The organism is Methylobacterium sp. GC_Met_2, from assembly GCF_026540795.1.
GTDB lineage: Bacteria > Pseudomonadota > Alphaproteobacteria > Rhizobiales > Beijerinckiaceae > Methylobacterium.
On the sequence record NZ_JALNUM010000153.1, the window covers coordinates 1 to 12,577 of the forward strand.

Annotated in this window: 9 protein-coding genes and 1 pseudogene; 4 read left to right on the plus strand and 6 right to left on the minus strand. The window is 65.7% G+C overall.

What is annotated here, in order from left to right; translation table 11 throughout:
* Positions 1-45 precede the first annotated feature (45 nt).
* Positions 46-2,073: a CoA-transferase gene (locus OXS49_RS30210; RefSeq protein ID WP_267428312.1), complete on the plus strand. Its 2,028-nt coding sequence runs from the start codon at positions 46-48 to the stop codon at positions 2,071-2,073.
* Positions 2,066-3,538, plus strand: a complete 1,473-nt coding sequence (locus OXS49_RS30215; protein WP_267428313.1) for an NAD-dependent succinate-semialdehyde dehydrogenase — start codon at positions 2,066-2,068, stop codon at positions 3,536-3,538. The genes OXS49_RS30210 and OXS49_RS30215 overlap by 8 nt, the downstream gene beginning before the upstream one ends.
* A gap of 158 nt (positions 3,539-3,696) precedes the next feature.
* On the opposite strand, the gene OXS49_RS30220 is transcribed toward OXS49_RS30215, so the two are convergent.
* From OXS49_RS30220 to OXS49_RS30235, 4 genes are all read right to left on the minus strand, one after another.
* Positions 3,697-3,987 carry a hypothetical protein gene (locus OXS49_RS30220; protein WP_243998050.1) on the minus strand — a complete coding sequence of 97 codons (291 nt, stop codon included), beginning with the start codon at positions 3,985-3,987 and terminating at the stop codon, positions 3,697-3,699.
* Positions 3,988-4,191: 204 nt separating this feature from the next.
* Positions 4,192-4,851 (minus strand): response regulator transcription factor, encoded by a 660-nt coding sequence (locus OXS49_RS30225; RefSeq protein ID WP_243998048.1) that lies wholly within the window; start codon positions 4,849-4,851, stop codon positions 4,192-4,194.
* A 208-nt stretch (positions 4,852-5,059) separates the two neighbouring features.
* Positions 5,060-6,526 carry a methyl-accepting chemotaxis protein gene (locus OXS49_RS30230; RefSeq protein WP_267428314.1) on the minus strand — a complete coding sequence of 489 codons (1,467 nt, stop codon included), beginning with the start codon at positions 6,524-6,526 and terminating at the stop codon, positions 5,060-5,062.
* Positions 6,523-6,921 (minus strand): hypothetical protein, encoded by a 399-nt coding sequence (locus tag OXS49_RS30235; RefSeq protein WP_267428315.1) that lies wholly within the window; start codon positions 6,919-6,921, stop codon positions 6,523-6,525. The genes OXS49_RS30230 and OXS49_RS30235 overlap by 4 nt, the downstream gene beginning before the upstream one ends.
* A gap of 484 nt (positions 6,922-7,405) precedes the next feature.
* Between OXS49_RS30235 and OXS49_RS30240 the strand changes: the two genes are divergently transcribed.
* A complete protein-coding gene (locus OXS49_RS30240) occupies positions 7,406-8,536 on the plus strand; it encodes a serine hydrolase (RefSeq protein WP_267428316.1) in 1,131 nt (376 codons plus the stop codon).
* Positions 8,537-8,644: 108 nt separating this feature from the next.
* A pseudogene (locus OXS49_RS30245) lies at positions 8,645-9,187 on the plus strand (aldo/keto reductase); the annotation flags it as partial.
* Positions 9,188-9,380: 193 nt separating this feature from the next.
* On the opposite strand, the gene OXS49_RS30250 reads toward OXS49_RS30245, so the two are convergent.
* Positions 9,381-10,532: a M20 family metallopeptidase gene (locus tag OXS49_RS30250; RefSeq protein ID WP_267428317.1), complete on the minus strand. Its 1,152-nt coding sequence runs from the start codon at positions 10,530-10,532 to the stop codon at positions 9,381-9,383.
* A 268-nt stretch (positions 10,533-10,800) separates the two neighbouring features.
* Positions 10,801-12,126, minus strand: a complete 1,326-nt coding sequence (locus OXS49_RS30255) for a TnsD family Tn7-like transposition protein (RefSeq protein WP_267428318.1) — start codon at positions 12,124-12,126, stop codon at positions 10,801-10,803.
* Positions 12,127-12,577 lie beyond the last annotated feature (451 nt).

A 12,577-nucleotide genomic window follows, 5' to 3' on the forward strand; every position in this document is an offset into this window, starting at 1 on the left:
AGGGGGGAGGGAAAGGCGCGCGGTCCGGCCGCCGAGGACCAATCCATGGCCAGCCTGAAAAACAAGATCGTCAGCGCCGACGAGGCCGCCGCCATCCTGCAGGACGGCGACATGGTCGCGGTCTCGGGCTTCGTCGGCATCGGCACGCCCGACGAGCTGATCCTGGCGCTGGCCCGCCGTTTTGACGCCGGCAACGGCCCGCACGGGATCGGCCTGATGTTCGCCGCCGCCCCGGGCGACGGCAAGGAGCGCGGCCTCAACCGCCTCGCGATTCCCGGCCTCGTGAAGCGCGTCGTCGGCGGCCATTGGGCGCTGGTGCCGAAGCTCGGCGCCCTGGCGGTCGAGGGTCAGATCGAGGCCTACAATCTCCCGCTCGGCGTCGTCTCGCACCTCTACCGCGAGATCGCCGCCCACACGCCAGGCCACATCACAAAGGTGGGCCTGCGCACCTTCGTCGATCCGCGGCTGGAGGGCGGCAAGCTCAACGCCGTCACGACGGAAGACCTCGTCGACGTGGTCGAACTCGGCGGCGAATCCTGGCTGCACTACAAGGCGTTCCCGGTCAACGTCGCGCTGATCCGCGGCACCACCGCCGATCCTGCCGGCAACATCACCATGGAGCGCGAGGCGCTGACGCTGGACAACCTCGCCGCCGCCATGGCGGCGAAGAACTCCGGCGGCTTCGTGATCGCGCAGGTCGAGCGTCTGGCAGAAGCCGGCTCGCTCAACCCGCGCGAGGTGCAGGTCCCCGGCATCCTGGTCGATTGCGTGGTGCTCAGCCAGCCGGAGAACCACCACCAGACCTACGGCACGCCCTACAACCACGCCTTCACGGGCCGCCAGCGCGTGCCGCTCGACCGCATTCCGCCGATGGCGCTCGACGCCAGGAAAATCGTCGCCCGGCGCTGCGCGTTCGAATTGCCCCCGGGCGGCGTGGTCAATCTCGGCATCGGCATGCCGGAGGGCGTCGCGGCGGTCGCCGCCGAGGAGCGGGTCCTGAAATACCTGACCCTCACCGCCGAGCCGGGCGTGATCGGCGGCCTGCCGCAGGGCGGGCTCGATTTCGGCGCCGCCCTGAACCCGGCCGCGGTGCTGCACCAGAACCAGCAATTCGATTTCTACGACGGCGGCGGCCTCGATCTCGCCTGCCTGGGGCTCGCGCAATGCGATGCCGAGGGCAACGTCAATGTCAGCCGGTTCGGCAAGCGGCTCGCGGGCGCGGGCGGCTTCATCAACATCTCGCAGAACGCAAAAAGCCTCGTGTTCGCCGGCACCTTCACGGCCGATGGCTTGAAGGTCGCGATCGAGGGCGACGGCATCCGCATCCTCAGCGAGGGGCGCTCCCGGAAATTTATCGCCGCCGTCGAGCAGGTGACCTTCTCGGGCGCCTACGCGGCCGATCGCGGCCAGCCGGTGCTGTACGTGACCGAGCGCTGCGTCTTCCGCCGGACCCGGGCCGGCATGGAACTCGTGGAGGTCGCAGCCGGAGTCGATATCGCGCGCGACATCCTCGGCCAGATGGGGTTCGTGCCGATCGTGCAGAACCCGAAACCGATGGATCCGCGCCTGTTCCGCGAGACCATCATGGGGCTGGAGCCGTGGCTGCTCGGCCTCTCCATGGCGGAGCGGATCAGCTACGATCCGGAGCGCAACATCCTGTTCTCGAATCTCGAAGGCTTTCAGGTCCGGACCATCGAGGATGTCGAGCTGGTGCGTCGGGAATACGAGCGCGCCTGCCAGGAGATCGGCCGCAAGGTCCACCTGATCGCCAATTACGACGGGTTCGAAATCGACCCGACGGTAAGCGATGCCTATTTCTCGGCCATCGCTTATCTGGAAAAGCGGTACTATGAGACGGCATCGCGCTATACGACGAGCGCGTTTCTGCGATTGAAACTCGGCGCCTCGCTGGCGAGCCGCGATCTGGCTCCCCACGTATTCGAGACAAGAGCCGAGGCACAGGCGAGGAATACGGCCCAGGGCGTGACCCTCAAGCCGCGGACTGCGATGTCGGAACCCGAGGTCTCGGAGCTCGACCTGCCGCATCCGCCGAAGGAACCGTTGGATGCCTGAGACCGAGATTCCCACCCTGAAGGATCGCGCCCTGCTGGTCGAAGCCTGCCTCGTCGGCGGCGCCTGGACCCAGGCCGGCTCCGGCAGCATCGATGTGACGAACCCCGCCACCGGCGCGGTGATCGCCCGGGTGCCGAATGCCGGCGCCGAGGAGACGCGGGCTGCGATCCAGGCGGCGCATGCGGCCTACCCGGCCTGGCGCGCCAAGACCGCCAACGAGCGCGCGGTGCTGCTGCGCAAGCTGGCGGCGCTCGTCACCGAGCATCAGGAGGATCTGGCGCAGATCCTCACCGCCGAGCAGGGCAAGTCGCTGACCGAGTCCCGCGGCGAGGTCGCGATGTCGGCAGCCTACGTGCTGTGGTTCGCGGAAGAGGCGCGGCGCGTCTACGGCGACGTGATCCCCTCCCCCTGGGGCGACCGCAAGATCCTCGTCACCAAGGAGCCGGTGGGCGTGGTTGCGGCGATCACGCCGTGGAATTTCCCGTCCTCGATGATCGCCCGCAAGATCGCCCCGGCGCTGGCCGCCGGCTGCCCGATCGTGATCAAGCCGGCCTCGCAGACCCCGCTCTCGGGGCTGGCCTGGGGCGTGCTGTGCGAGCGTGCGGGCTTCCCGGCCGGTGTGGTGTCGATCCTCACCGGTTCGGCCCGCGCCATCGGCGCCGAGATGACCGGCAATCCCTTGGTCAAGAAAATCACGTTCACCGGCTCGACCGAGGTCGGCAAGGTGCTGCTGGAGCAGGCCTCGCACACGGTGAAGAAGGTCTCGATGGAATTGGGCGGCAACGCGCCGTTCATCGTGTTCGACGACGCCGACATCGACCGGGCGGTGGCGGGCGCGATGCTCGCCAAGTTCCGCAATTCCGGCCAGACCTGCATCTGCACCAACCGCTTTCTGGTGCAGGACGGGATCTATGATGCCTTCGCGGAGAAGATGGCCGAGGCCGCCAATCGCCTGAAGGTCGGTAACGGCCTCGAGGACGGCGTCGCCCAGGGGCCGCTGATCGACATGGCCGCGGTGGAGAAGACCGAGGCGCATATCCGCGACGCGCTCGAGAAGGGCGGCCGGGTGATCGCGGGCGGCCACCGCCACGCGCTGGGCGGCCAGTTCTTCGAGCCGACCGTGATCACCGGCGCGACCCCCGGGATGGATGTCGCCCGAGAGGAGACGTTCGGCCCGCTGGCGCCGCTGTTCCGCTTCCGCGACGAGGCGGAGGCGATCCGCATGGCCAACGACACCGAGTTCGGGCTCGCCTGCTACTTCTACACCCGCGACCTCGGCCGAACCTTCCGGGTCGCGGAGGCGCTGGAATACGGCATGGTCGGGATCAACGAGGGGATCATCACCACCGAGGTGGCGCCCTTCGGCGGCGTGAAGGAATCCGGCCTCGGCCGCGAGGGCTCGTATCAGGGCATCGAGGATTACCTGAACACGAAGTACCTGTGCGTGGGTGGGCTCGGGGCATGATGCCCGGGGTCAATTGAGACGCATATCCCCACCCTTGCGGGCAGGGGGCCAGGGGTGGTGCAGAAGGCACCGCGCCACTCGATCCTTAACCACCCCCACCTCCAACTCCTCCCCTCAAGGGGGAGGAGAGCAGGTCGCGTCTAGGGCCTAAGCGCGTCTTACTTACCGCTCGGCGCAGCGCCGCTGCCGGTTGTGCCGTTGCCCATGCTGCTGCCGGCAGGTGCACCGGGGGTGCTGACGCGGGGGCCGCCGCTGGTGCCGGGCGCCATGCCGGCGCCGGTGGAGCCGGTCTGCTCCATCGCTCCGGTTCCCGTCCCGGTGCCGCCCACGGCGCCGGATTTGTTCACGTTGCCCTGGTCGGCGCCGCCGGTGTGCGGTGCCTGTGCCAGCGCCGCACCGGACGTGGCGAGCACGAGCGACGTGGCCAGCGCGAAGATCGTCTTCGACATAGGGTCTCCTGAATCTGCATTCGGTCGTCCCCGGCCAACCCCAAGCCGGTGAGAATGTTCAGCGGGCGAGCGTCCGGCCATCCCGGGCAAGACCGGCGTCGAGCGTCTCCGCCCGCCTCCCACGTCCGCGGAGGGGGAAGACGCGAGCCGCCTGCGGCCGGTTCTCCGACGGTGATCAGCATCCTGTGTGATGACCGGAGGCGTCTAGGCCGGATGCGCGTCGTGGATCCGGTCGAAATCCAGCGATGCCGTCTCGATCACGATCTGCGTCCGGCTGATCACCTCCAGCTTGCGGAGGATCTCGGAGACGTGCGCCTTCACGGTCGAATCGCCGACCTGAAGCTCGTGGGCGATCTGCTTGTTGAGCTTGCCCTGCCGGATCATCATCAGAACGCGCACTTGCTGCGGGGTCAGCCGGGCGAGGCGCTCGGGCAGCGGCGCCTTCTTCGAGCGCGACGCCGGGGCGTTCGCCTCGGCGAGACCCGGCGGCAGGAACAGCGCGCCGCTCAGCACCTCGGTGATCGCCCGGGTCAGCGTCGCCTTGTCCATCGCCTTCGGGACGAAGCCGGCGGCCCCGTGCTGCAGGGCCTCGCGCGCGATGCGCGGATCCTCGTGGCCCGACACGATCAGGATCGGGATCCGCGGAAACCGCGCGCGGACCGTGATCAGCCCGTCGAAGCCGGCGGTGCCGCGCATCGACAGGTCGAGGAGCGTCAGGTCGATGTTCCGGTTGGCCGCCAGCACGGCGCAGGCCGCCTCGATCCCGTCGGCCTCGTGCAGCACCGCATCCGGGTGCGCGAGGCGGATCGTGGCCGCGAGGGCGTCGCGGAACAGCGGGTGGTCGTCGACGATCAGAAGATGCACGGACAACGCGATCCTTCGCCCAAGATCCTCGCGGGATCCGTCGAAAACTGATCGAAGCGGCCCCGGGGCGCAAGCGGGTGTCGAGACGACCGCTCTCACGCTGGGGCCTGAGCAGGCCGACCGGCCTGTCCACCGTCTGCTGGGTGCTCGGGCGGCGCGGATCACAGACACGGCGCGGCCCGTCTGAAGCGCGCCGCGCCGTTTCCGCTCAGGCCGCGCGGACCGATGCGAGGAAGCGGCCGACCTCCTGCCCGAGCGCGTCGAACTCGACCGACAGCTCCGAGGCCGAAGCCAGAAGGCCGCCTGCGGTCGTCCCCGTCGTCTCGACGGCTTCGGCCACGGCCGTCACGGTCGAACTCACCGCGCTGGCGCCGGCCGCCGCCTCTGCGACAGAGCGGACGATGCGTTGGGCGGCAGCGCCCTGGTCGCGCACGGAGGCCGTGATCTGCGTGGCGAGGGCGTTCATATCGCGGATCTGTACCGTGATTCCGTTCACCGCCGTCACGGCCCGCTGCGTCGAACTCTGGATCCGGCCGACCTGCGAGGCGATGTCCTCGGTGGCCTTGGCGGTCTGGCTGGCGAGTTCCTTCACCTCCGCCGCCACCACCGCGAAGCCGCGGCCGGCCTCTCCGGCCCGGGCCGCCTCGATCGTGGCGTTCAGCGCCAGCAGGTTGGTCTGGGCGGCCACCGTCGAGATCAGCGCCACCACGTCGCCGATCCGTTCCGCGGCCGCGCTCAGCTCCTGAACGAGGGGCACCGCCTCGGCCGCCTGCGCGGCGGTCCGGCTGGCGAGATCGGCGGAGCCGCTCACCTGCCGCTCGATCTCGCCGAGCGACGCACCGAGTTGCGCAGTCGCTTCGGCCGCTGTCTCGGCCGTGCGCGCCGCGTTTCCTGCCGAGGATGCCACATCCGACGACTGGCGCGCCGAATCGGAGGCCGTCTCCGACATGTCGGCGGCCGCCGTACGCAGGCCCGCCGCGGCGCTGGACACATGATCGAGGATACCACCCACGGTCGTCTCGAAGGTCCGAGCCAGGTGCTCGGTCGCGTTCCGCCGTGCCACGTCCAGCTCGACCCGGGCCTCCGCGGCTTCCCGCTCCAGGACGCTGGTCCGGGCCAGCTGCGCCTGGGCCTCCATCTCCGATTGGCCGAGCGCCCGGAACGAGTCGACCGTCGTGCGGCAGACCCAGATCAGGACGGCGGCTTCGACCACCACGATCACCGCGTGCAGCGCGACGCGGCCGAGATCGGTCGCGGCATCCGGGAACACCAAGGCCGGAACAGCCAGATCGAGGGCGAGGTGATGCACGGCGGTCGCCACGGTTGCCGCCAGGATCACGCGCCAGTCGCACCAGCCGACCAGCACGGCGAGACAGGCGAAGAAGTACATGTGCAGATCGACCTGCCAGCGATGCCCGGCGAAGACGATCAGAAAGATCGCCGCCATGCCGATCAGGGCGACCCCGCTGACGATGCGCGTGGCCTGGCCGATCGGATCCTGCCACCAGAGCATGGTCGCCGTACCAGCCAGGACCGCGACGGCCGCGATCGGGCCCAGCGTCGGCAGGCCGCCGTTCAGCGCGGCCTCGGCCCCTGCGACGACGAGCACGTGCACCCACAGGATTGCGATGAGGGAACGGCCGAACTTGAGCCGGAGCGTATTGAGGTGGTTCATCGTGCTGAGCGTCCGAAATCAGGCTGCAAATCGCGGGTGATGGCGTGGGACCGATCGGCGCGACCGCAGCCGCCGGCCAAGCTGCCGTCGAGGACGAGCCGGGCCCCCGCCGCATAGAGGCGAGAGACGAAACCGGCATCTTCGGCGCGGGCGATCACGACGTCCCGCCGGCCATCGACATTCAGGATCGATCCGCCCGCCTCGGCCACCATGCGGACCATGGCATCGGTGTCGGATCCCGCGCGGCCGAAAAGCGCCACGGTATCGGACCGGGGGGCGGCCAGCAGGACCAGGGGGGTGATCAGGGCGACGGCACCTCCGAGGACCTCGAGTACAATCTGGACTCGTATCCAACCCGATCTCCTGTCGGATTCGGAGTTCGCTACTGCCGACATGGGCCTTCTCAACTCCAATCGGACTTCAGATATTGCATGTCATTCACTTTTGAGTTGTAAATTGAGTTGCGATCTTACAGTGATATGAGTCTGCCATCGATTTTATTCAAAATTATGAACATTAGATGCATTTGGCAAGGAATATATTCGACGTTCGCGCGTATGACGGGTTTCTCTATTGCTGCTTTTGCGAGTCGACGACGGGACTAGAGTTTGAAACTTAAAGAATTTCTGCGACTCTTCAGGGATCAATATTTGCAATATGCGTCGATATCGATCGGTATTCTGGTCTGATGAAACGTCACCTGTTCCTGTCTCGGGGCTGGATTGCGTGTCATCGGGCCAACGATTCCGGCGGTACGTTGCGCGCGGCAGGCTCAAGCGTACCGCGCGGCGCAAGGCATGCTTTCCGCTCGGTCCGCGTCGTGAGACGCCTCGGACCGACGGGGCTGCGCTCATCGCGGCCGCGTAGTGGAGATCGTGTGTGAGACAGGACATGGTGCCGTCATGGCCGGGGAAATCGTGGGATCAGGCCGATCCCGCTGCGGCCGGATTCGATCCCGTGCGCCTCGCGGAGGCGGTGGCCTACGCCGAGGCGCATGAGAGCGCGTGGCCGCGCAGCCTGTATTATCCGGATGGGCGCTATGTCGGGATCGTCGAATGGAACGAGACCGGGCCCTGGAGCGCCATCGTGGGCCCGGTGCGGGAGCGGGGTGGGCCGGCTGGGGTGATCCTGAAAGGCGGCCGCCGGGTGGCGGCCTGGGGTGATACCGGCCGCCCGGACATGACGTTTTCGGTCGCCAAGAGCTACCTGGCGGTCCTGGCCGGCCTCGCTCACGATGACGGGCTGATCCCCGACGTGGACGCCCCGGTCCGCGACAGCGTGCCGGACCCGCTCCTCGACGGCTCGCACAACGGCGCGATCACGTGGCGCCACCTGCTGCAGCAATCGAGCGAGTGGCAGGGGACGCTGTTCGAAAAATCCGATCAGGTCGACCACTTCCGCCAGATCGGCCCGGGGGCGGACAACAGCCGCAAGGGTGAGAAACGGGCGCCGAACCCGCCCGGCACCCACTACGAGTACAACGACGTGCGGGTGAACCTGCTGTCCTACTGCCTGATGCGGCTCTTCGGTCGCGCCCTGCCGGAGGTGCTGCGCGCGCGGATCATGGATCCGATCGGTGCATCCTCCGACTGGGCATGGCACGGCTACGACACGGCCTGGGTTACGATCGAAGGCAGCCGAATCCAGTCCGTCCCCGGCGGTGGCCATTGGGGTGGCGGCCTGTTCATCGGCGCCGACGACCACGCCCGGTTCGGGTTGCTCATCGCCCGAGGCGGCGTCTGGGCCGGGCGCCGGCTCCTGTCGGAGCGCTGGATCCGCGCCATGCTGACCCCGTCGCCGACCCTCGAGAGCTACGGCTACCTCTGGTGGCTCAACCGGGGCGCCACCGCCAAGCCGCAGCTTTCCGCCAACGCGTTCAGCGCGTTGGGAGCCGGCAACAATGTGATCTGGTGCGATCCGGACCACGACCTCGTGGCGGTGCTGCGCTGGATCGACAAGAGCGCCGTCGATGGATTCATGCTGCGTCTCGCGGCGGCCTTGCGGGATTAACCCGCCGCCGGGCCGTACTGGGTTCCGGCGCGGGCTGGGACGACGTCGACGAACGCCCTGAGCGCCGGCCGCATCAGCCGGCGGCAGGGATAGTACAGGAAGAACCCGAGGAAGCTCAGGCTGTCGGAGGCGAGCGCCGCCACGATCCGCCGCGCCCTCGCGGTTCACCCGATCGCCGCGGTGCAGACCGAATACTCCCTGTGGAGCCGCGAGCCCGAGGCCGCCGTGCTGCCGACCTGTGCCGAACTCGGGATCGGCTTCGTGCCCTACAGTCCCTTGGGCCGCGGCCTCCTCACCGGCGCGATCCAGACCCAAGACAGCCTCGCGGCCGACGATTATCGCCGGACGCTGCCGCGCTTCCAGGCCGAGAACCTCGCGGCCAACCAGCGGCTGCTCGACACGCTCGCCGCCCTGGCGGCCGACGAGGGTGTGACGCCCGCGCAACTCGCCCTCGCCTGGGTGCTGAGCCGGGGCGATTCCATCGTGCCGATCCCGGGCGCCCGCAAGATCTGCCATCTGGAGGAGAACGCGGCGGCGGCCGATCAGGTGCTGTCGGCGGCGGATCTCCGAACCATCGCTGACGTGATGCCCGCGGAGGCCGTCAGCGGTGGCCGTTACGGTGAGGCCGCCCTCGCCATGGTCGATCTTTGAGCCTCCGAGCCTGTTCGACCCGAAATCCTCTGGGTTTCCAAAGGGCTCAGCCCTTTGGCGGGTTCTCAGGGCGGAGCCCTGAGGCGTTCACCAGGGCTCCGCCCTGGACCCGCGAAAGGTCTCGACCTTTCGAAACCATGACGCGATCTGTCCGCGCGTTGCGGACCATCGTGTGTTTCCGGCACACGGGCCCTTAGAGCGCCGCGATGGTCTCGGCCATCGCGCGCGCCCTCGGCACGAGGCTGCCCACCTCCAGGTATTCCTCGGGCGAGTGCGCCTTGCCGCCGACCGGGCCCACGGCGCAGAGGGTCGGGCAGCCGACGCTGGCGGTGAAGCCGGAATCGGCGCAGCCGCCCGCGAACTCGCCCTCGACCGGCCGGCCGAACCCCGCGCTGACCTGGGCGTAGGTCTCGAACAGCGCCCGGGAGGCCGCATCCTGCACCAGCGGCAGGAACTCGCCCTTGATGGTCAGCTGTGCCGTCGTGTCCGGCACCGTGGAGGCGGCCACGATCGCGGCGATCCGGTCCATGGCTTCGGAACGGTCGGGCGGGGTGACGTAGCGCAGGTCGATCTCGCAGGTCGCCCGGGGCGCCACGGTGTTGACCGACTGGCCTCCAGCGACGAGACCGACATTCACCGTGATGCCGCGCGCGAGATCGGTGATGGCATGAAACGCCACGGTCTTGTGGGCCAGTTCGAGGATGGCGCTGCGCCCCTCCGCATAATTGCCGCCGGAATGAGCGGCCTTGCCCAGCACCTCGAGCTGCATGAACACGCCGCCCTTGCGGCCGGTGACGACGTTACCTGTCGGCCGCCCCGGCTCGGAATTGAGCACCGCCCGCGCGCCGCGGGCGGTGTCCTCGATGATCGGCCGGCAGGCCGGCGAGCCGATCTCCTCGTCGCTGGTGAACAGGCCGACCAGCGGCACCGGCGCGCCACCGGCCCGGTGGTAGGCCGCCAGCACGAAGGCGTTCATCACGAGGCCGGCCTTCATGTCGGCGACGCCCGGCCCGTAGGCGCGGCCGGCGGCGACGTGGAACGGCCGGCGCGCCACCTCGCCCTTCGGAAAGACCGTGTCGCGATGGCCCATCAGCACCACCGGCCGGTTGCCGCCGCCCGACCCCGCGACCTCGGCTTTGAGCGCGTCGCCGTAGCCCGCCACCGGGAGCGTCGTGACTGGGATGCCCTCGCCGGCGAGGAACGCCGCGAGGCGGGCGCCGACCGCATCCACGCCCGCCTTGTCGTACGATCCGGAATCGAGGTTCACGAGGTCTTCAAGGAGCGACAGCATCGCTCCCTCCTGCCCATCGAGCCAGCGGAGGGCGTCGGACGCGCGATCGGTCATGGAGGTCCTCATTCCGGGATCGACGCGACCGCCCGCAAAGGCTTCGACGCGCCGACAGGTGTCCCTGGCAAAAAAAGTCGGGTGAGAATACCCACCAAAATACCCCTAATTTATGCCGGCGATCGGGCCTAGAGTTGGGTGAAACAGACACGCGTGCCGCTCCTGTCGAGGGTCCCGGAAAAATTAAGTCGGGTGAAAACATCATTCGATTTTTACCCGACTCTCAGGCGAGCGCGTTTGCCACGCTTTCGCGACACCTCGTGTGCACTTATTGTCTTCTTACCGTCGGCACCTCGGTGATACCGAGTTTCTCGGCTTGTTTCAGGAGTGTCTTGGTGTTTAATCCCGCCAGTCGCGCTGTTTTCTTGAGTGCCCATCCCTCTTGTATAGCTCGTGCGATGTGCGAGATTAGGCTTTTTCCAAAACTGTAAAATTTTGCCTTCGTGAACATGCCATCCGAATTTTTTCGCCTGATATATTCGTACTCGCAAGAGCAACAAAAACGAATGCGCAAATCAGGTCCGACATATCGAATATTTGTTATTCGAACTTTGGCGTGTGCTGGATCAGAAATCAGCGGATTGTAGCACTTCCAGGGTTTCCCCTGAATATCTGCTTGTTTGGGTTTGGGTTTGCGATCAATGCGTCCCTGCGAGGCCTTTACATCCGGCTGTTGCGCGAGAAAATCCTGAAACAAGATGTGATAGAAAGTCGGAGTGTTGAAGCCTTGCTTTTTTAGCAATAACAGGGCCCATGTTGGCGTATCGCTTGTTCCATCGCCAATATTCGGCCAAAACCGAACCAAACTTGCAAGGTATTTTTGAAGTGCAATTCCTATAGTATTCTTGTTAATCTGCTTTTGCGCGCGAAAAAAACCTTTGCTATGAAGCAAATCAAGATAAATAGTTCGAATATCATCGATGATTCGATCTTCTTGTACGATCTGCGATAATTGTCTGCTACGTTTTGCAATGCGGCTCAAAACATCAATTTCTTTATCCAACAGATTATCGATGACAGCCTTTGTATCTGTATGACAAGATGTATCGTCGGCGCGATAATAAAGCGATGAGCGACCCTGTAACTTGACATGACTATAGCTCAGAGATATGCGATGCGTGGGGCAGACAACAACATGTGCCAACTGTTGGTCACGACGCCAGTAGGCTTCGCCAAATGTTTCGATCATATGGCTTTGACAGGCTGGGCAGAATCGGAGATATTTTGGAGCTGCTATGAGTGTTTTTCGACGAAGTGCGGTCCGTTTATCGGGTGACCCTGACGCCAGCATGTCCCTATAAACCTTACGGCGATACGATATGTCTGTATACGCAGTGTGAAAATTAAATAGTGTGTGGTCGGAGACGATTTCATCGGCTGATATATTCTGGCCCTCAGGTATGACAGACGCGATCCTCATTATCCCACTTGGCAGATCGATCAAATTTCCATTGTGATTGAGGCCGAATAGGCTCGAATTGATGCTGTTAATATTTTTTATGCCTGCTCTGTGAACGTATCTAGCAACGACACTGTAAAGTAACTCGTCAGGATAGGGCTGGGGAAATTGCGTGAGTCTCAGTTGCCGAGGCATAGGCCTGTCCCGCCGGATGAATGTAGCACAGCGCAATGGTGTGCGAGGATGGAGGCTGCGACGCGCTTGGCCCGATGAAATCGGAACACTCGACTGGCGTCGGCTTCAGGAGATCGCCTGCTTCATAGGCGATGACGAACGATAGAACGAAGAGGAACAAACGAAGGACGTTCATCGCCATTCCGTTGGCTTGCCTGTGGATGGAGCCGAAGACGTATCGACGGCACGTTACACTCACCGATGCTTCCTGAGGCGGAAGTCCGGTCGAATGGTAATTGTCTGCGACCCCAGCCGAGAGCGTCGGAAGGGCCCCCGTTCGTGGCTACGTCACGATCCAGAGTTGCCCGCCGGGATCGAGACCTTGCCGTTCCAGCTTTCTATCCGCAGATCGAATTGGCCCCCATCCATCCATCGTACGCATGGATCGCGATCGTAGAATGCTCCTCGGTCC